The 18,974-nt window shown below is 66.0% G+C and carries 16 protein-coding genes; 6 read left to right on the forward strand and 10 right to left on the reverse strand.

The features are described from left to right. Positions 1-51: 51 nt before the first annotated feature. The 6 genes from NGM28_RS06440 to NGM28_RS06465 all read right to left on the reverse strand — a co-directional run bounded on the left by NGM28_RS06440 (position 52) and on the right by NGM28_RS06465 (position 5,084). On the reverse strand, positions 52-1,134 hold the full coding sequence (locus NGM28_RS06440; protein WP_502943834.1) for a DUF1615 domain-containing protein: 1,083 nt from the start codon (positions 1,132-1,134) through the stop codon (positions 52-54). Beyond that, positions 1,131-1,682: a hydrolase gene (locus NGM28_RS06445; RefSeq protein ID WP_252089238.1), complete on the reverse strand. Its 552-nt coding sequence runs from the start codon at positions 1,680-1,682 to the stop codon at positions 1,131-1,133. Before NGM28_RS06445 ends, NGM28_RS06440 begins: the two co-directional genes overlap by 4 nt. 56 nt (positions 1,683-1,738) lie before the next feature. Further along, entirely contained in the window at positions 1,739-3,067 is a 1,329-nt protein-coding gene (locus NGM28_RS06450) for an endonuclease/exonuclease/phosphatase family protein (protein WP_252089240.1), read from the reverse strand. A 26-nt stretch (positions 3,068-3,093) separates the two neighbouring features. Continuing rightward, a complete protein-coding gene (locus tag NGM28_RS06455) occupies positions 3,094-4,044 on the reverse strand; it encodes a hypothetical protein (protein WP_252089242.1) in 951 nt (316 codons plus the stop codon). Between the two features lie 78 nt (positions 4,045-4,122). Next, positions 4,123-4,866 (reverse strand): thioesterase II family protein, encoded by a 744-nt coding sequence (locus tag NGM28_RS06460; protein WP_353620514.1) that lies wholly within the window; start codon positions 4,864-4,866, stop codon positions 4,123-4,125. Beyond that, positions 4,863-5,084: an MbtH family protein gene (locus tag NGM28_RS06465; protein ID WP_011534470.1), complete on the reverse strand. Its 222-nt coding sequence runs from the start codon at positions 5,082-5,084 to the stop codon at positions 4,863-4,865. The genes NGM28_RS06460 and NGM28_RS06465 overlap by 4 nt, the downstream gene beginning before the upstream one ends. Before the next feature lie 171 nt (positions 5,085-5,255). Here NGM28_RS06465 and NGM28_RS06470 point away from each other — a divergent pair, with 171 nt between their 5' ends. Continuing rightward, positions 5,256-5,873 (forward strand): LysE family transporter, encoded by a 618-nt coding sequence (locus NGM28_RS06470; protein WP_252089244.1) that lies wholly within the window; start codon positions 5,256-5,258, stop codon positions 5,871-5,873. 5 nt (positions 5,874-5,878) lie between these two features. On the opposite strand, the gene NGM28_RS06475 is transcribed toward NGM28_RS06470, so the two are convergent. Together NGM28_RS06475 and NGM28_RS06480 are read right to left on the reverse strand one after the other, a co-directional pair. Next, on the reverse strand, positions 5,879-6,280 hold the full coding sequence (locus NGM28_RS06475; RefSeq protein ID WP_252089246.1) for a hypothetical protein: 402 nt from the start codon (positions 6,278-6,280) through the stop codon (positions 5,879-5,881). A gap of 55 nt (positions 6,281-6,335) precedes the next feature. Next, complete coding sequence (locus NGM28_RS06480; protein ID WP_252089248.1) at positions 6,336-12,674, reverse strand: non-ribosomal peptide synthetase; 6,339 nt, start codon at positions 12,672-12,674, stop codon at positions 6,336-6,338. Positions 12,675-13,101: 427 nt separating this feature from the next. Here NGM28_RS06480 and NGM28_RS06485 point away from each other — a divergent pair, with 427 nt between their 5' ends. Then, entirely contained in the window at positions 13,102-13,881 is a 780-nt protein-coding gene (locus NGM28_RS06485) for a helix-turn-helix transcriptional regulator (RefSeq protein WP_240064446.1), read from the forward strand. A gap of 16 nt (positions 13,882-13,897) precedes the next feature. Further along, positions 13,898-15,328 (forward strand): efflux transporter outer membrane subunit, encoded by a 1,431-nt coding sequence (locus tag NGM28_RS06490; RefSeq protein ID WP_252089249.1) that lies wholly within the window; start codon positions 13,898-13,900, stop codon positions 15,326-15,328. On the opposite strand, the gene NGM28_RS06495 is transcribed toward NGM28_RS06490, so the two are convergent. Next, positions 15,298-16,050 carry an AraC family transcriptional regulator gene (locus NGM28_RS06495; protein WP_240064444.1) on the reverse strand — a complete coding sequence of 251 codons (753 nt, stop codon included), beginning with the start codon at positions 16,048-16,050 and terminating at the stop codon, positions 15,298-15,300. The two genes, NGM28_RS06490 and NGM28_RS06495, sit on opposite strands and share 31 nt — an antisense overlap. Before the next feature lie 185 nt (positions 16,051-16,235). On the opposite strand from NGM28_RS06495, the gene NGM28_RS06500 reads away from it, so the two are divergent. Then, a complete protein-coding gene (locus tag NGM28_RS06500; RefSeq protein WP_252089250.1) occupies positions 16,236-16,853 on the forward strand; it encodes a ferric reductase-like transmembrane domain-containing protein in 618 nt (205 codons plus the stop codon). Between the two features lie 15 nt (positions 16,854-16,868). Further along, on the forward strand, positions 16,869-17,381 hold the full coding sequence (locus NGM28_RS06505; RefSeq protein ID WP_240064442.1) for an HvfX family Cu-binding RiPP maturation protein: 513 nt from the start codon (positions 16,869-16,871) through the stop codon (positions 17,379-17,381). 171 nt (positions 17,382-17,552) lie between these two features. Here NGM28_RS06505 and NGM28_RS06510 read toward each other — a convergent pair whose 3' ends face one another. Beyond that, entirely contained in the window at positions 17,553-18,167 is a 615-nt protein-coding gene (locus NGM28_RS06510) for a LysE family translocator (RefSeq protein ID WP_252089252.1), read from the reverse strand. A gap of 113 nt (positions 18,168-18,280) precedes the next feature. Between NGM28_RS06510 and NGM28_RS06515 the strand changes: the two genes are divergently transcribed. Then, on the forward strand, positions 18,281-18,733 hold the full coding sequence (locus tag NGM28_RS06515; protein WP_011534480.1) for an Lrp/AsnC family transcriptional regulator: 453 nt from the start codon (positions 18,281-18,283) through the stop codon (positions 18,731-18,733). Positions 18,734-18,974: the final 241 nt, after the last annotated feature.

Below are 18,974 nucleotides of genomic sequence, written 5' to 3' on the forward strand. Positions count from 1 at the left end.
GCGCGGCGCTCGATCTCAACAACACTGCAAGGCTACCAAACCGCGAACACCTCAACGCTGCATGCAGCGCTGGTAGCGCTCATCCACCCGCCCGGCAAACCACGCGGTGGTCAACTTACGAGTGATCTTCGGGCTCTTCAGCTCAATGCCAAGCAGCACCGCCCTTGGCAGCGCCTTGCCGGCTTTCGCCTCGGCCAGGGCGAACACCTGGCGATACAGTTTGGTGTCCTCGAAATCGAGATTGTTTTCCCGCTCCAACTGCGCGCGGATCTGCGGATTGCGCAGCCCCAGCTTCACCCCCAGTTTGCGGGCCGCCTGCTCGGTGCTGCCCGGCATGATCGCCCCCGGTGCAATCAGGTCGCCATCCAGCGCTAGTGAAACACCGGTCGCCCGGCTCAACGCCGCCTGGAACGCTGCGTTGCGGCTGGCGTACCAACCGGCATTGAAATCGGCGAAGCGGTACAGCGCCCGCTCGTAATGGGTCGGATACCCCAGCAGGTGGGTGATACCGAAGTACATCCCGCCCCGACGGCTGAACACCTCCTGACGAACAGTGCCTTTGTAGGTATAGGGGTAGCCCTTGGCATGCTGCTCGGCGAAATCGATGCTGACCTGCATCGGCCCGCCGGTGTGCACCGGGTTCAACCCATCCAGCAGGGTGCGCCCCAGTGGCAGACGGTCGATGACTTCGTCATACAGGGCGCTGAGCTGTTTCTCGCTGCGCACCGCCAGCAGGCGTTGCTGGTAGCTCTGGCCGTTGCTCGAGGGCGTGCGCAACGCGCTGTCGACCAGCAAGCCTGGAATGTGCAGGCGCGCCGCGCGCCGATCGATCTCCTCGCGGGCGATGCGCCCCAGGTTCGGCACCTGTGGGTCGGCATTGAACGTCGACTCCTGTTCGGTCACCGCCAGCACGGCGCACAGGTTGCCCTTGCTCGGGGCGATGCCCTGGGCCTGCAGGGCTACCTGGATGTCCTCGGCCCAACCCTGGCGGTCCTTGACCTGGGCCGGCAGCAGGCGCACAAGCTGTGCGCGCACCTTGGCCGGGTTGCTTTCAGGCGCCTCCTCACGGCGCCCGGCACATCCCAGCAGCAGCCCCAGGCACAGCAGCCCGGTCGCCAGCAGACGCCCGTTCAGGGCTGTTCACCGACCAGGTAGGTCTTGCTGATATGGCGGAACAACGGATGACTGGCGCTGCCCAGCAGTTCGAACAACACCATCTCGCGGGTGACGACCTGCGCCCCCGCATCGCGCATCCTCGCCAGCCCCGCCGCCTTGCTGGCGGGCGTGCGACTGTCGCAGGCATCCTCTACGACGAATACCTGCTTGCCTATCGCCAGCAGGCCCAGCACCGTCTGCAGCACGCAGACATGGGTCTCCATGCCGCAGACAATCACCTGTTCACGCGCCAGCAGGCTGGCCGGCAGGCATTCAGCGGCGACGCAGGAAAAATGCAGCTTTTCGACCACCTCGGCGGCAGGTGACGCGGCCTTGAGTTCGGCCAGGGTATGGCCCAGCCCCTTGGGGTATTGCTCGGAAATCACCGTGGGCAATTCCAGCTCCGCGCTGGCCGCCAGCAACCAGCGCGCCCGGGCACGCGTGCCCTCGGGGTCGCTCATGGCGCCGATGAGTTTTTCCTGGATGTCGACCACCAGCAATGTGGCCCGAGAGGCGTCGATCAGCATGGTCCGTTCCTGCCTGGGAAAGGCCCAAGCCTCACCCAGACAGAAAGCGACGTCAATCAACCGCTGAAGACGAAGGTGTAGGAAACCGGACGGTGGTCCGAGTCCACCGGCAGCAGCACGCGCCCGGCAGCCGGCAATGCAGCCAAGCCATAGGCAAACGCGTAGTCGAGCATGTTCACCGGCCCGCTGCTTGGGTGCGTCGGACCGTCGGCCAGCACCAGATCGGCGATTTCAGGAGGCGATACCCAGTTGCTGCTATTGGGATGAGAAGGGCCCGGTTCGCGAGGGTCCCGGTTGAAGTCCCCCAGCATCACGAAGGCGGTATCGCTGTGCCAGACCGTTTCACGCAGCATCCGAGGGCTGTTGCTCCCACCGTTGGAGATTGCATGGAAGGTATATACGGTTATCGCTTCGCGCAGCCCGGGGATACGGATCCGCAACCCCAGTATCGGCCTTGGGGCATAACCGCCGGATGGCGAGGCGACACCGTCTGCAATGACCGTGATACCCAGTACCGTCACGGTTTCGGCCAGTACCATGCCCAGCCTCACCCGCAGCCGCCCCACCTCCAGGTAATACATCCTGAAAGGCTCTGGCCGACTGGAGGTGCCCACCTCCCAGACTCGCTCATGGACATCATGCAGTGCGCCGAACTGGTCCGCGATTCGGTGATCGGCAACGGGGCGCGCGGAAGTCGGCCATACACCGGCCTCCTGCAAGACAACGACATGATGCTGGCGAACCATGGGTTGCACGATGGTGCGGAACTTGTCGGTACTGTCGGCCGCAACTCCCTGCATGTTCAGGGTCACCACCCGAAGGTCTACACGGGCACCGACGGGGCGCTGCCAGCCAATCTGAACCTGCACGCCGCCACCTGGGTCATGGAGGCGCACCCGATGGTAACTGGCAACGCTGCCGGTCAGCTCGACGCTGGCGCGCCAAGGCGCCCAGGCCTGAACGGCGATACGCAGCATGCGCAGGGCGTCGTAGGCATCAAGCAGCGCCGGCCCGTTATCAGCCCGCAGCCCCGACATGATCAACGCGTGATGTATGTTGTACAGACGAACCACCATGCCCAGGCTGTACTCACGGGGCGCGGCCTGCAGGATGGCGATCAACGCCGGTTCATTGTAGAGACTGGCCAGCAGCGCTCTGATTTCCTCGGCGATCAAAGCCTGCTCCGACAGATTGCTGCTGCGCATGAATTCCGAGGACAAGTGATAGCTTATATAGGCAGCCGAAGCCGGGGCATCGTCCGGCGCTGTTTGAAGTACCTCGAACAATCGCCGCAATAGCGATTCAAGGCGTGTCCGAAAATCCACCTGAGCAATCGGACGTCTCAACTGATGGATATCGCGACGAATTTGTTGGTCGACCGGCATGATCGATTCCTCTTCGAGAGTTGAGATCAGGCGGACGGAAAAAACAGGTGCAACTCGCCGTTGAACACAACGGCATTGGGCGCTCCGTTGGCATTGATGTTGATACTCCGATCAACTTTGCCCAGCACGTTGCCGTCATAGCGGTACAGATCGAGGGTGCCCTCGTCTGCGTCATCTCCCATTGCGACTTCGGTGGGTGTGCCATGGACTGAAATCGTGTTGTCCAACGTGTTCTTGGTATTGGCGAACGCCAGGGTGAGCATGCCGTCATGCACCACGATGCTGGGCATATGGGAGTATTCTGCGTCTAGAAACAGCTGCGATCGGCTCCACCTCGATTGACCATCGAACCTGATCAGCGAAAGGCCTTCCGTTGTTTTGTGGAACACATGGATAAGCCCTTGGTAGAGGCACGCTACCGGATCGAGTGCCGGCTTCAGGATGGCCGAGTCCGCGCCCTGCCCGCGAACCCATTCACCTGGCAACCAATTCTCTCCATCATGGGATTCACGCGTGCACAGCCAACTATCCTTGTCGAAGCGCGAAAACCGGTAGAGCTTGTCCTTGAAGGCCACCACCGAGGGGGAACCGAGTACGGCGTCAACGTCTTTGACTTCAAAGCTTTTCTTACTCGCGTCGAAAACCGCAATCTTGGCACCCTTGCCTGGATAGACTGTCCGATTGCCCTCTACATCGTATTCATCCCTCACGCCACTGGCATAGACATGCAGCCTGTCCTGCGCGATAAACAGTGCGGGCATGCCGGTGATGCTTTCGACACCGACATCTTCCGGCTGGCTCCAGCCCCCCGTTGTGCCCCTTGAGATGTAGAACACGCGCGTGGGTGCTTTCAAATAGAAGCAATACAGCTTTTTCTTGAACACGATCAATCGACATTCATCGGCTTCTTCTGTGACCGACAGGATGCCTGATTCATTGATCAGTCCATTTCTTAATACAGCACTGTGCAAAGGCATGTTGACACCTCAACTCTGGATGAATGAGGTGTCAGTAGAACGCTCAGACCTAGGACGCGTATGTCAGCCTTGGAGTCGTCAGCTGAATGAAAGCTGTGACTGCGGCTGACAGATTGACTGAAGGGTGCCGGTCATCTGTTTCAACACGGCATCTTCATGCCCATGGATGAAAAAGTGCCCGCCAGGAAAGCGTTCCAACGAGAAATCCCCCGCCGTTTCTTGGCGCCAGGCCAACAACTGCTCTTCACTGGCCCGATCATCCAGGCCACCCAGCACATGCAGCGGGCAGCTCAACGGCGCACGCGGGCGGTAGGCGTAGCGCCCGCACAGCAGGAAGTCGGCGCGCAGCACCGGCAGGGTCAGCCCCATCAACTCTTCGTTGGCCAGCACCTCTTCGGGCGTGCCCCCCAACTTGCGCAGTTCGGCGACCAGCTCGGCATCGCTCTTGGGCTCGCGCCAGTTGGCGCCGTCGTAGTCCTCACGCCGGGTGGGTGCCGCCGTGCCACAGGCAAACAGCGCCAGCGGTGGCGGACAGCCCAACGCTTGCAGCTCATGGGCCAGCTCGAACGCCACCAGCGCGCCCAGGCTGTGCCCAAGCAACGCGTAAGGGGCGTTGGCGACCGTGCGCTGCTCGTGGGCCAACTGCCGCGCCAACGCCTGCAGATCGGTGTGCAATGGCTCGCCCAGGCGCGCACCACGCCCCGGCAACTCCACCGGCCGCACCTGCAGCCAGGCCGGCAGCTTGCGCCGCCAGCGGCTGTAGACCATGGCGCTGGCGCCCGAGTACGGCAGGCACAGCAGGTTCAGTGTCGACGAGCTCACTGCGCCGCGGCTTCGGCCATCTGCTGGCGCAGGCTCAACGGACGCATGTCGGTCCACACTTCGTCGATATAGGCCAGGCAGTCCTTTTTCAGGCCGCTCTTGCCGACCGCACGCCAGCCGTTGGGGATCGCCTTGTAGTCAGGCCAGATGGAATACTGCTCTTCGTGGTTGACCACTACCTGGAATTGAATGTCGTCGCGGTCGAAAACGGAAGTCATTGCCTGTCTCCTTGAATGATGAGGGCCGAACGCGCCAGGCGCAGGGCGGCTTTCCTGAATACGAAGAGCAAAGGAAGAAAATTACCTGTAAACGCCTCGAGGCAGCTGTGCAAGCACTGCGAATGGTGGCATAAGTCCAGTTCCCCCGACCACTCGACCAGGAGACTCCCCATGCTCGGCGTGACCGACTACGGCGCTTTCGTGATTGCGTTCCTCATCCTCCTGGCGATCCCCGGCCCCGGCAACTTCGCCCTGATCACCGCCACCGGCAAGGGCGGCGTCAAGGGTGGGCTGGCCGCCACCTTTGGCGTCATCCTGGGCGACCAGGTGCTCATGTGGTTGGCGGTGGCTGGCGTCGCCACCCTGCTGGCCGCCTACCCCGCGGCCTTCCACGTGGTGCAGTGGGCCGGCGCGGCCTACCTGGCCTGGCTGGGCCTGCGCATGCTGCTGAGCAAGCCCGGCAGCGGGCCGCGGCAGAGCAGCATGACCAACGGGCGCTACCTGCGCCAGACCATGATGATCACCCTGCTCAACCCCAAGGCAATCATGTTCTACATGGCCTTCTTCCCGCTGTTCATCGACCCGGTGCGCCACCAGGGCGTGGTGACCTTCGCCTTCATGGCGCTGACCGTCGCCGGGCTGACCCTGCTCTATGGCCTGGTCGCGGTGCTGCTGACTCACCACCTGGCCGAGCGCATGCGTGCCAACCCGCGCATCGGCCACCTGCTCGAACGCCTGGCCGGCGCCTGCCTGGTGGGGTTCGGCATCAAGCTGGCGGCGATGCGCTGAGGCCTTCAGGCATCGCGTAGCAGGTCGTGGGCATCGAGCAGGCGGAACGCTACCTGCGGGTTGCGCTCCAGCCCACGGCGGATCGCCGCCGGGATCGACTGGCGGGTCTTGCGGCACAGGCCGACCTGCGCCTCCAGCTCAATGACGATCCCGCGCATGGTGCGCACCTCGTTGAACCCTGGGGCGATGCGCACGCGGATACCCAGGTTTTCGTACAGCCGCCGCTGCAGGTGCTTGAGGTCGTCCAGGTCCTTCAGGTTTTCCAGGCGTTCGAGCAGGCGCTTCTCTTCCTCCCGCGTCAGCAGCAGGATGCGCAAGTCCTGGGCGGGCGCGTCGAACAGGCGCTCGCGGCCGCAGTCGCAGGCGCCCGGTGGGCAGGGATGGCGTTGGGGAGGCTGGAGGGTCATGGGGCAAGAATAGTCCCATCCTCGCCCTCGAAACCAGCCGGCTCATGCGCACCACTCAGAGCCGACGACGCCCGCCCAGCCCGGGAATGGTGGTCTTCGGAATGAGTACCTGGATGTCTTCCCGCCGCGTATGCGCCGCCAACCCCGCCAACGTCGGCTGGCTGAACAGCATGCGTGCATCGGTGTGCAGCCCGGCCTGGCGCATGCGCGCCACCAGGTTCACCGCCAGCAGCGAATGCCCGCCCAGTTCGAAGAAATTGTCGTCGCGCCCCACCTGCTCGATTCTCAGCACCTCGGTCCAGATCTGCGCCAGGGCCTGCTCGAGATCGTCGCGCGGTGCCTGGTAGGTGCGGCTGATCACTGCCTCCGGCCCCGGCGCCGGCAGCGCCTGGCGATCGATCTTGCCGTTGGGGCTCAGCGGCAATTGCCCGAGGATGACGTAGGCCGACGGCACCATGTAGGCCGGCAAATGTGCCAGCAGGTAGCTGCGCAGGGTCTCCAGCGCTGGCGCCGCATGGCCCTCCCGACAGGCGGCATAGGCCACCAGGCGTTCATCGCGGACCAGCGCCACCGCCTGCCCGAGGGCCGGGTGGGCGGCCAGCAGCGCCTCGATCTCGCCCAGCTCGATCCGCAAGCCATTGAGCTTGACCTGGAAGTCATTGCGCCCGAGGAACTCCAGGTCACCGTTGGCCCGATAGCGCACCAGGTCGCCCGTGCGGTACAGCCGGTCGCCTTCGACGAACGGGCTGGCAATGAAGCGCGCCGCTTGCAGCTCTGGCAGCCCCAGGTAGCCCCTGGCGACGCCGATGCCACCGATATGCAACTCGCCGATGCACCCCGACGGTACCGGCCGATCATGGGCGTCGAGCACATACAACCGGGTATTGCCGATCGGCCGACCGATCGGCGGTGCCAGGTCCGGTAACGGCTGGTGCGGCTCCAGTGTCCAGGCGGTGCTGTCGACGGTGGCCTCGGTCGGGCCATAGACGTTGTGCAGGCGTACCCGGGGCAAGCGTTCGCGCAAGCGGCGGACCAGGGCCAGGGTCAGCTCGCCACCGCCGCAGAAGACGTCGGTAAGGCTGGTGCAGCCCTCGACATGCGGCGCTTCGAGGAACGCGTGCAGCAACGCGGGAACGAATTTCACCGTGGTCACCCGGCGCGCCTGGATCAATTGCACAAGGTAGGCCGGGTCGCGATGCCCGTCCGGGCGCGCCAGGACCAGGCGCAGGCCGGCGCACAGCGGCCAGAACAGCTCCCAGACCGAACCGTCGAAGCTGAAGGGCGCCCGCTGCAGCAAGGCACCGTCGGGTTGTGGCGGGCAGAGCGTCGACCCCCAGTGCATCAGGTTGCACAGCCCTCGGTGCTCGACCATCACGCCTTTGGGCGTGCCGGTGGAGCCGGAGGTGTACATGACGTAGGCCAGGTGTTCGCCGCTCAGTTGCGCCACACCCGGGGCCTGCTCCGAATGAGCCTGCCAGCCGTCCTGGTCGAGGTCGACCAAGGTGGGCGAAGGCTCGAACAAGCCCCGGGTCGCACCGTGCACCAGCACGGCCGATGGCGCGCTGTCCGCCAGCATGTAGCGCAGGCGTTCGTCGGGGTAGCCCGGGTCCAGCGGCACGTAGGCGCCACCGGCCTTGAGCACGCCCAGCAGGGCGACGATCAGGTGCACGCCGCGCTCAACGCACACGGCCACCCGGCTGTCAGGCCTCACGCCAAGGCCGATCAGGTGATGCGCCAGGCGGTTGGTCTGGGCGTCAAGTTCGCGGTAGGTCAACTGAGCCGCTTCGCTTTGCAACGCCACGGCATGGGGGGTTCGCTGCACCTGGGCGGCGAACAGGGCCGGCCAATGCACATGCGCGGGGTCAAGGGGCGTGTCGGTGGCATTGAGCGTCGACAACAGATAGTGGCGCTCGTCATCCGGCAACGTCGACAACGACGTCAGTGCCCGCCCGGGGTCGCTTTGCAGCACCTCGGCCAGCTGCCGCAGGGCACAGGCAACATGCCCGAGCACACGATGCGCGCCCAACTCACGGGGCGCGCGCACCTGGAGGTTTATGTTGTCGCCCTCCTCGTCCACGGTAAGCACCAGGGCATGGCTGTGGACTTCGCTGGCGTCCACCAGTGTCACCCCCGGCAGCTTGCGCGCACCCGGCGCCGGGCCGTGGCGGTAGTTGAGCAGGCTGTCGAACACCACCACGCCAGCCGGCAGGCCACTGCAGCGCTGGGCCAGCACCCGCGGCGCATCCTCATGGCCGAGCAAGGCGGCCAACTGCGCGTGGGTTGCCTGCAACGCGTCGGCAACGCCAGGTCCCTTCAACACGACCCGCAACGGCAGGCTGTTGACGAACATGCCCAAGGCCCGGTCAGCGCCCTCACCCGCCATCATGCGGCCCAGCAGCACACTGCCGAACACCACCTCGTCACGTCCCCCCAATGCGCCCAGCACCAGCGCCCAAGCCAGGTGGAACAGACTGCCCAAGCCGACGTCGTTGGCGCGCCCCAAGCGCCGCAACGCCTCGGCCAGTGGCCCGGGCACGGCCAGCGCGGCGCTTTCCAGTGCCTGCGCGTCCAGCGTCTCGCCCATCCCCGCCAGCTTCGCGGGTGCTTCCATCCCCGCCAACAGCGCTTTCAGGAACTGTTCGTGACCCGCCTGGCGCACCGGGTCGCGGCTCACGGCCACATAGTTGCGATAAGCGACGGGCGCCGCCAAGGCATGGCCCTGACCCGTCATCAAGGCGTCCAGTTCCGACAGCAACACCTGCACCGACACTGCGTCGTTGACCAGATGATGGAAGTGCAGCATGCCCAGCCAGCGCCCATTGGCGCGATCCTCGACGCAGGCCAGGGCCATCATTGGCGCCTGGCGCAGGTCCAGTGTGGCCTGGCGTGCGCGCAACAGCGCGACGGCATCGCCCTGGCCCGGCTCGAGCACCGTCAGCGGCAACCGCGCCTGGCGCCACACCACTTGCTGCGGTTGCTCGAGCCCATCCCAGGCCAGGCTGGTGCGCAGGATGTCGTGACGCGCGATGACCTGTTCCAGCGCCTGGCTGAACGCCAACAGTTCGGCATGGCCGGTAAAGGCGAACAACGCTTGCTGCTGGTAGGGGTCGCGGGCCTCGGTGAGGTGGTGGTAGAGCAGGCCTTCCTGCAGGGGCGCCAACGGGTAGATCTCCTGCACATTGGCGGCGCCCCCGGGGATTGCCGAAGCAATGCGTTCGATATCAGCCTGGCCGAGCTCGGCGAGGGCCAGCATGTCGGGCGTGATCCGCGCACAGTCGGCCGGCACGCGATTGCCCGGCACCGCCACCACCGGCATGACACTGACCGAAGCGGCCAGGCTGGCCAGGGTCGGCTGGCCGAACAGCACCTGCACATCGGCGTGCATCCCCGCCTGGCGCATGCGTTCGATCAACTGGACGGCCATCAGCGAATGGCCGCCCAGCTCGAAGAAGTGGTCCTGCCGCCCGACCCGTTCGACGTGCAGCAGTTCGGCCCACAGGGCGGCCAGGCGTTGCTCGACATCGCCTTGCGGCGGTTCGTGGGGGCGGCGCAGCGCAGCGTGCACGTCCGGTGCCGGCAAGGCGCGGCGGTCGAGCTTGCCATTGGCGGTCAGGGGCCACGCCGGCACCGCCATGTAGGCCGTCGGCAGCAGCGCGGCCGGCAGGCGACCACGCAAGTGCTCATGCAACTGCAAAGGCGTCACGACCCGCTCGGCGATGTACCAGGCGACCAACTGGCCGTCACGCAGCAGCACCACGCCTTCACGCACCGCCTCGTGGGTCGCCAGCGCCGCCTCGATCTCGCCCAGTTCCACCCGCACGCCACGGATCTTCACCTGGTCATCGTTGCGCCCCAGGTATTCGAGGGTGCCATTGGCCAGCCAGCGCACCAGGTCGCCCGTGCGGTACAGCCGGGCGCCGGGGCGCTGGTCGAAGGGGTCGTCGATGAAGCGTTCGGCGGTCATCCCGGGGCGGTTCAGGTAGCCCCGGGCAACGCCCAGGCCACCGATGTACAGCTCGCCGGCAGCCCCGACAGGCAATGGACGGCGTCGCTCATCGAGCACATGCAACTGGGTGTTGGCGATCGGCTTGCCGATGTGCAGCGCCCCACCCGCCTGGACCGCTCCGGAAGTCGCCACCACGGTGGCTTCGGTGGGGCCATAGTTGTTGATCACCTGGTAGCCGCGCTCGCGCGCCAGCCGACGCAGGCGATCACCACCGACCAGCAAGGTGCGCAGCGTCGGATGGGCCTGGCCCTGGGCGAAGGCATGCTCGGCCACCGGCGTGGGCAGGAAACTCACCTGCAACGGTTGCTCGCGCCACCAGCGCAGCAAGGCGTCGATATCCTCGCCGCCTTCGCGCACGGGCGCCAGGTGCAGCGTCGCGCCGGCACACAGGGCCGGCCAGACCTCCCAGGCCATGGCGTCGAAACCGAAACCCGCCAAGCTGGAGGTGTGGCTGCCGGCGTGCAGGTCGAAGGTGTCGCAGTGCCAGTCGACCAGATTGGCCAGCATACGGTGCTCAACCATCACCCCCTTTGGTTGGCCGGTGGAGCCTGAGGTGTAGATCACGTACACCAGGTTGTTCGCAGCAAGCCCCGGCACCTGGAGGTCTGCCGTCGATTCGGGTTCAGTATCCGGAAGATCGAGCTCGATGATCGGCAACACCTGCCCGGCGAAGCGCTCACGCAGGCTGGATTGAGTCAGCAGCACCTGGGGGGCGCAGTCCTGCAGCAGGTAGGCCAGGCGCTCGCTGGGATGAGCCGGGTCGATGGGCACATAAGCCGCGCCGGCCTTGAGCACCGCCAGCAAACCCACCACGGTGTCCAGGCCACGACGCGCCGCCACCGCCACCCGCTGGTCCGGCTTGACGCCAAGGTCGATCAAGCGCCGCGCCAGTGCGTTGGCGCGCTGGTTCAACTGTCCGTAGCTCAGGCCATGGCCTTCCTGCATGAGCGCCGTGGCGTGGGGACGCAAGGCGGCCTGCGCCTCGATGCGCCGGTGAATCAATTGCTCTCCCTGGCCAACGGCGGCCGTGGCATTCCATTGCTTCAACTGCTCGCGCTCGCGCTCCGTCAGCAGTTCGAACGCATCGACCCGAAGTTGTGGCGTCTCCAGCCCTTGGTCCAGCACTTGCAGCATCCGCCCGGTCAGCGCCTCGACCTCGTCGGACGCCAGCCAGCCCAAGTTGTGCACCAGGTGCAGCCAGGCCTTGCCATTGTGGCGGTTGCTGCGCAGATAGATGGACAGCGGCGTCGGCTCGTGGCCGTTGCTGACCTTGACGGTATGGGTGGGCAAGGCGCCGTAGAACAGATCATTGCCCTCCTCCTCGTATGACACCGTCACCTCGAACAACTGCGCGCGTGCCTCGCGCGACAGGCCCAGGCCACGATTGAGCTCGGTCATCGGCAAGCGCTGATGGCGCAGGTCGCGCTTGAGCGTGCCGGCGATGGCCCGCACCAGGTCGGCAAACGCAAGCTCGCGGCCAAAGTCCATGCGCAACGCGCTGACCTGGGCGAACAACCCCAGCGTCGCCTTGTGCAAGGCCGTGCCCCGATTGCGCACGGGCAGGCCGACCACCCACTCGTCACGCTGGCCGCTGCGGCAAAAGCACACGTGCAACGCCGCCAGCAACACATGCAGGGGCGATGCCTGCAGCCGCGCGGCCAACTGCTGCATGCGCGCCAGCAAGGCGGGGTCGAAGCTGCGCTGCAGCGCCTGGCTGGGCGTTGCCGCGCGCACCGGGCCGCGCTCGCGCGGGCGCAACAGCACGTCCGGCAACTGCCGATACCGGTCGAGCCAGTAGTCGCCGTCTCGCTGATGTCGCGGTGAAGTCTGGTAGGCCTGGTCTTGCTCGATGAATGCCACGTAGGACGGCATGGAAGAGGGCAAAGTCGCGCCTTGCTCCAACAAGCCGTAGTACTGCCCCAGCCGGTGGAAGAACTGCTCGAACCCCCAGCCGTCGAGGATCAGGTGATGGGCCTGGGCTGCGACCAGGTGGCGCCGCCCGCCCAGGCGAATCAGCGCGACGCGCAACAGAGGGCCATCGCCAAGGCTGAACGGCTGCTGCGACTGTGCCTGGATCAGGGCCTGCGCCGCGCCCGCCGGATCAGGCTGGCCAGCCAGGTCGTGCTCGGCCAGCACGACCTGCAGGCCCGTCACGAAGCGCTGGCGGGGCAAGCCGTCATCGCTGGGCGTGGACACCAGCACGGTGCGTAGCGCGTCATGCACCGCCACCAGGTGGGTCAAGGCCCGCTGCAAGCGCTCACGGTCGACCGCGCCATCCAGTTCGACATAGCCACCGATGTTATAGAGCGGCGAGTCGCCATGGCCGAGCTGGTCCAGCCAGATGTCGCGCTGCGCGCAGGTCAAGGGGTAAGTGTCGGCGGCGAACATGGGCTTGGATCGTCCTTGAAACAGAGTGGTTGCGCGGATTCAAACACCCCCCTATCCCCCTGTATGGCCCCCGAAACCCGGACATCGACGGCGGAAAAACGCTCAGCCGGAGTGCGCTGAATTTCCTGTAGGACATTAACTACACCCCCATAACGCCCCTGACCTACTCGTCACGCCTGCTGCTGCGAACGGAAGCAAACCGGCTGCTTTCTGGCGCCAATCACCTGACAAGCCGACACACCGGCCAGAAACAGCCTCGTTCAAGGCCCAGCATTTCAGTCGGATTAACTGGCATTTTCTGTCCCCGGTTTCCACTACAGACGCGTGCTCGGCGCCTGCGATTCAATAGCCTCCACCCCCGAGAACACAGAGAGGACTCGGTCGCGAGACCCGCCCGCTGCGACACCCGATCAAGGAAGACAACGACATGAAGCTGACCGACAGCCTCGAACACCGCCACGACCCGCACCTGTACCTGCAACTGGGTGAACTGGTTGCCAGCACGGGTGACGAGCATTTCGCCGAACAGATGCTCCTGCTGGTCGGCAACCAGGTGCCGATCCATCGGCTCGACCTCAGCGAATGGACCCTCGAGAACGACCCGGCCAGCATCAGCCGGATCAAGGTGCTGGGCAGCGCCGGCCTGCACCATGACCTGCCCATCCAGGAACACCTGCGTCACCCGCTGCTGCAGAGCATCCTGTGCATGCAGGACCCGCTGCTGATCCAGATCAACGCCCACACCAGCGCCCAGCACCCCCGGCGCAATGCCCACCAGTGCAATCTGGTGTCATGCAATGGCGACCGGCGCTGGGTCATCTGCTTCCAGCGCTTGCCGAACCAGCGCGGTTTCTCCCTGACCGAACTGTCGTTGCTCAAGAGCCTGTCGGACACCTTGCTGCCATTGGTCGAACACCACGCGCACCTGCTCGAACAAGCCTGCCTGCGCCGGGTTGGCGTGGAGGCGCTGGATGAAGCCGGTTCCTTGCGCCATGTGTTCGGCGAGCGCCTGAGCCAGGAGGCGGTGCGCCTGTCCACGCGCGAGCAGGAAGTCTGCATCGGCCTGTTGACCGGTGGCACCGTGCCGCAGATGGCCCAGCGCCTGAATGTGAAGAACAGCTCCGTGGAAACCTACCTCAAGCGAGCCACCGCCAAACTGGGGGTCAGCGGCCGCCACGGCCTGGCCCGCTGGATGGCCGGTGCCTGAACCCAGGGAACCCTGCATGACCCGATTGCTCCTGCCGCTGCTGGCCACCGTGTTGGCCGGCTGCACCCTCGCCCCGGACTACCAGCGCCCGGACGCTCCCAGCGCCGACCACTACCCCAGCGGTGTGGCCTACAGCGGTGGGCCATCGGCCTCGGCGCTACCGCTGGAATGGCAGGCGGTGTTCCATGACCCGGTCCTGCGCCAGTTGCTCGATACGGCCATGGCCAACAACCGCGACCTGCGGGTGGCGGTACTCAACGTCGAAGGCTACCGCGCCCAGTACCGCATCCAGCGCGCCGAGCTGCTGCCCAAGGTCGCCGCCAACGCCCAGGGCCAGCGCCAGTACCTGCCCCGCAGCAGGACCGGAAGCAAAGGCATGATCAGCAGCCAGCAATCGGCGACCGTAGGCATCAGCGCCTACGAGCTGGACCTGTTCGGCCGCCTGCGCAGCCTCAGCGACCAGGCACTGCTGGCCTACCTGGCCAGCGACGAGGCACGGCGCAGCGCCGAGCTCAGCCTGGTCAGCAGCGTGGCTGGCGCCTACCTGACCTGGCGCGCCGACCAGGAGCTGCTGGCGCTGTCCACCCAGACGCTGCAAGCCGACGAGCAGAGCCTGCGCCTCACCCAACGCCAGCGCCGCACCGGCACCCTCTCGGCCCTCGACGCGATCCAGGCCACCACCCGCGTCGACAGCTCCCGCGCCGCCGTGGCCCGCTACACTCGCCTGGCCGCCCAGGACCTGAACCAGCTCAACCGCCTGGTCGGCGTCGAGGTCAGCGCCACCCTGCCGGCGCTGCCCCTGGCGGACGATCAGATCGCCCGGGTACCGGCAGGCTTGCCGGCGGACTTGTTGCAGCGCCGCCCGGACATCCGTGAGGCCGAGTACCAGTTGCGCGCCGCCAACGCCAACATCGGCGCGGCACGCGCGGCGTTCTTTCCCAGCATCACCCTGACCGCCAACGCCGGCACCAGCAGCCGCCAGCTTGCCGACCTGTTCGACGCCGGCTCCGGCACCTGGCTGTTCCAACCGCAGATCAACCTGCCGTTGTTCAATGCCGGCAGCCTGCGCGCCAGCCTGGACTACGCCAAGGTGCAGAAGAACATCCAGGTGGCACGCTATGAAAAGTCGATCCAGAGCGCCTTCCAGGAAGTCGCCGATGGCCTGGCTGCCCGTGCCACCTTTCAGCGTCAACTGCAGGCCCAGCGCGACCTGGTGGCAGCCAGCCAGCGCTACCACGACCTGGCCGAGCATCGCTACCGCACCGGCATCGACAGCAGCCTGACCTTCCTCGACGCCCAGCGTTCGCTGTTCAATGCCCAGGAGGGCCTGATCAACGATCGCCTGGCACAGCTGCTGGCGGAGGTGAACCTGTTCGCCGCCCTGGGCGGCGGCTGGGAAGAAACGCCCGGGCTGGCCTACCAGCGCTCGCCGGCCCGGCCGAAGTAGACCGAGGGCGACACCCCCAGCGTGCGGCGGAACATGGCGCTGAACGCGCTGGGGCTGTCGTAGCCCAGGTCCAGCGCCACCGCCAGCACCGAGCGCCCGGCGGCCAGCGCATCGAGGCTGGCCAGCAGGCGCATGCGCCGCAGCCACTGCATCAGGCTCAGCCCCGTTTCGCGCTGGAACGCGCGGGTCAGGGTGCGTGGGTTGAGCCCGCAGTGGGCGGCGGCGCGGGCCAGGCTCCAGTCCTCGTCCGGTGCCTGGCGCAGGGCCTCGCTCAAGGCCTGCAACACCGCCGAGCGTGGGCTTGGCACATGCAGGGCGAACACCGGCAACACGCGGATCTCATCGAGGATCAGTTGCATGATCCGCGCATCACGGCCCTGAGGTGGCGGCTCGGGGGCGATGTCCATGGCGCGGATGATCAGCTCGCGCAACAGCGGCGAAATCTCGATCACCTGGCACTGGCCGGGCAGATCCGGGCGCGCGCCGGGGTCGATGAACAAAGTGCGCATGCGCACCACACCGGACATCCGCAGCTCATGCTCGGTGGCCGCCGGCACCCACACCCCGCGCCCAGGCGGCACCACCCAACTGCCTTCGCGGGCATTGACCGTGACCACGCCGCTGATGGCATGGATCAGCTGCGCCCGGTCGTGGCAGTGCGGGGCGATGTGCTCGCCATGGCGGTAGTTCTCGGCAAGGGGCAGGATGAGCGGGCGGGTCACCGGCGAGGGTCCACTGGAATCGAACGGCCAATACTGGCGCAGCGCGGTGGCCTGGGCAATGCCCGCCTACACAGCGATACATAAACCCGGTCTCCTCGACACACTGCCGATACCCGCCCCTCACACACTCCCGGCCACTGGAGCGCGACGGCAGCCTGCCCTCGCCACACACCGGGGACCCCCTCATGAAAGCCCTGCCCTCCGGCTGGAAGCTGTTCGCCGCCCTCGCAGCCCTGACCCTGCTGATGACCGCCATGGTGCTGATCGCCCACCCGCTGGGGAGTGAAGGCCTGCGCAGCGCCATCCGCGCCACGGCCCGCAGCTCGTTCGCGTTGTTCCTGCTGACCTTCCTGGCCTCGTCGCTGGTCGTGTTGCTGCCCAGTGACGCGAGCCGGCGCCTGCTGCGCGAGCGGCGCTACCTGGGCCTGGCCTTCGCCTTCTCGCACACGGTGCATGGCGTGCTGATCTACCTGTATGCCCAGGGTTATCCCGAGTTGTTCTGGGCTGGACGCACGGCATTGGCCAACCTTCCCGGTTCGCTGGGTTACCTGTTCATCCTGTTGCTGGCCCTGACTTCGTTCAAGGCCCCCATGCGCCTGCTCGGCCCACGCCTGTGGAAGGGCCTGCACGCCACCGGGACCTGGTTGCTGGCCGGGGTGTTCTGCCTGTCGTTCTACAAACGCATTCCGATGGGGGGCGGGTACCCACTGGCCTTCGCCCTGATGTTCGCCGCCATCGCCCTCAAGCTGGTCGCCAAGCAGGTGATTCGCCTGCGCCGCACCGCACCCTCACTGTCCCACTGATCGCAGGAGCCGCTCATGCTGACCGCCACCCTCACTCGCCCGCTCACCGCCCTCGACCGCTTTGGCAGCTGGGGCGCCGATTTACCGTTGCGGCTGTTCCTGGCCTGGGAGTTCTTCGAATCGGGGCTGGAGAAATTCAACGGGACGAACTGGTTCGCCGACCTGCAGGCCAGCTTTCCCTTCCCCTTCGACCTGCTGCCGGCCGGATTGAACTGGCAGCTGTCGATGTGGGCCGAGCTGATCTGCCCGTTGCTGTTGCTGCTGGGGCTGGGCACGCGCCTGGCCGCCGCGGTGCTGATGGTGGTGACGGTGGTGGCGATTGCCGCCGTGCACTGGCCGGCCGAATGGTCGAGCCTGGCGGAGCTGGCGCAGGGCTACGCGATCACCGACCAGGGGCATGGCAACTACAAACTGCCGTTGATCTACCTGGTGGCGCTGCTGCCGTTGCTGTTGCGGGGGGCTGGGCGGTTGAGCCTGGACCGGTGGTTGTGGCGGGTTGCGGGATCGAGCGCGGCGCATCGCGGATGAATCCGCTCCTACAGCGGCAGCCGAAAAAACGCGTCGTACAAGCACCATGGCCTATCGGTCTTGGTCACGTGCAACAAATGTAGGAGCGGATTCATCCGCGATGCGCCGCGCAGGCGGCGCTCGATCTCATGGACGCCGCAAGGGTTGCGGCGTGCATCTGAGGGATGCCCCTTAACGCAACTGCCCGACCACCAACCCCAGCGCGATCGCGATCATTACCACCCCCGACAACCGCCCCACCACCCGCGCCGCCGCTGGCCGGGTGCGCAGCACCGCCTTGGCGCCATACCCGACCATCAGGTAGATCACCAGCGAACTGCACAGGTGCACCAGCCCCAGCAGCAGAATCTGCGCCGGCACCGGCCAGCTTGACTGCGGGTCGGTGAACTGCGGCAGCAGCGCCAGGAACAGCAGGAACACCTTGGGGTTCATCCCGCTCACGCAGAAACCCTTGAACGCCCAGCGCGACCCGGAGTCGCCTACCCCGTCATCACCGGCCTGGGGCACCGAAGGGCTGAGCAGCAGGTTACCCCCCAGCCACAACAGGTAGGTGCAGCCGGCCAGCGTCAGCAGGGTCAACGCCAGCGGGTGCCCGGCAATCAGGCTGCCGACGCCGGCCGCCACCACCAGGGTCGCAAGGAAATGCCCCGACAACATTCCCGCCACCGCTGGCAGCACCCAACGCCCGCGCATGCCGGCGGAAATGGCATAGGCCCAGTCCGCGCCAGGGCTGATCACGAACAGGAACGACACGGCCCAGAACGCCGCCAATACACTCATGGCCACTTGGAATCTTCCTTTCAAACAAGTTTCGTTGAAAGAAAGATTACGGATATCGCCCGGGGATTTTCTTTCGTATATTAGCGGCATGACCCTGATACCTGGAAGATTCTTCCCCCATGGATAGAACCGATCGAAAGATCCTTGCCGAGCTGCAAAAAGACGGGCGCCTGTCGGTGACCGAGCTAGCCGAACGCGTGGGCTTGAGCCTGTCGCCCTGCCATCGCCGGCTGAAGGCGCTGGAAGAGTCCGGCGCGATCCTCGGTTACCACGCACGCCTGGCCCCCGCCGCCCTGGGCCTGAACTTCGCCGCGCTGGTGTTCGTGACCCTGCGCGAAGTCACCCGCCAGCCGGTGGCGGACTTCGAGGCGGCGGTGAGCGAGATCCCGCAGATCGTCGAGGCACAGCGGCTGTTCGGCGACCCGGACTACCTGCTGCACGTGGTGGCCAAGGACCTGCCGGCGTTCCAGAAGCTTTATGACGAGCAATTGACCAGCATTCCCAATGTGAAGCGGCTGAGCTCGACGCTGGTGATGAAAGAGGTGATCCAGGACCGGTTGTTGCCAATGTAGCGCGCAGCGCCTGGTTCGCCGGCAAGCCGGCTCCTACGGGTCCAACACAATCCTCGGTAGGAGCCGGCTTGCCGGCGAATGGGCCGGTAAGGGCAATCCATCCCAGTGCCCCAGAAACGTTCACTGTGCACCACCGCTGCGCCCCCGAAACCACTGGGCACCTCCGCAACCCGGCGGTTTCAAAGCCTCCCGCCACCTGGCACCTTCCTTGCTGCCGTCCATCGTTTGACCTCTCGCCAGC

This window comes from Pseudomonas sp. MWU13-3659 (genome assembly GCF_023757525.1).
GTDB classification, from domain to species: domain Bacteria; phylum Pseudomonadota; class Gammaproteobacteria; order Pseudomonadales; family Pseudomonadaceae; genus Aquipseudomonas; species Aquipseudomonas entomophila_E.

Coding starts and splice junctions, on each gene's coding strand:
- NGM28_RS06445 (WP_252089238.1), bottom strand. CDS start 1,682: ATGCTGATCGACGCCTCTCGGGCCACATTGCTGGTGGTCGACATCCAG.
- NGM28_RS06450 (WP_252089240.1), bottom strand. CDS start 3,067: ATGCCGGTCGACCAACAAATTCGTCGCGATATCCATCAGTTGAGACGT.
- NGM28_RS06455 (WP_252089242.1), bottom strand. CDS start 4,044: ATGCCTTTGCACAGTGCTGTATTAAGAAATGGACTGATCAATGAATCA.
- NGM28_RS06465 (WP_011534470.1), bottom strand. CDS start 5,084: ATGACTTCCGTTTTCGACCGCGACGACATTCAATTCCAGGTAGTGGTC.
- NGM28_RS06470 (WP_252089244.1), top strand. CDS start 5,256: ATGCTCGGCGTGACCGACTACGGCGCTTTCGTGATTGCGTTCCTCATC.
- NGM28_RS06475 (WP_252089246.1), bottom strand. CDS start 6,280: ATGACCCTCCAGCCTCCCCAACGCCATCCCTGCCCACCGGGCGCCTGC.
- NGM28_RS06480 (WP_252089248.1), bottom strand. CDS start 12,674: ATGTTCGCCGCCGACACTTACCCCTTGACCTGCGCGCAGCGCGACATC.
- NGM28_RS06485 (WP_240064446.1), top strand. CDS start 13,102: ATGAAGCTGACCGACAGCCTCGAACACCGCCACGACCCGCACCTGTAC.
- NGM28_RS06490 (WP_252089249.1), top strand. CDS start 13,898: ATGACCCGATTGCTCCTGCCGCTGCTGGCCACCGTGTTGGCCGGCTGC.
- NGM28_RS06500 (WP_252089250.1), top strand. CDS start 16,236: ATGAAAGCCCTGCCCTCCGGCTGGAAGCTGTTCGCCGCCCTCGCAGCC.
- NGM28_RS06505 (WP_240064442.1), top strand. CDS start 16,869: ATGCTGACCGCCACCCTCACTCGCCCGCTCACCGCCCTCGACCGCTTT.
- NGM28_RS06515 (WP_011534480.1), top strand. CDS start 18,281: ATGGATAGAACCGATCGAAAGATCCTTGCCGAGCTGCAAAAAGACGGG.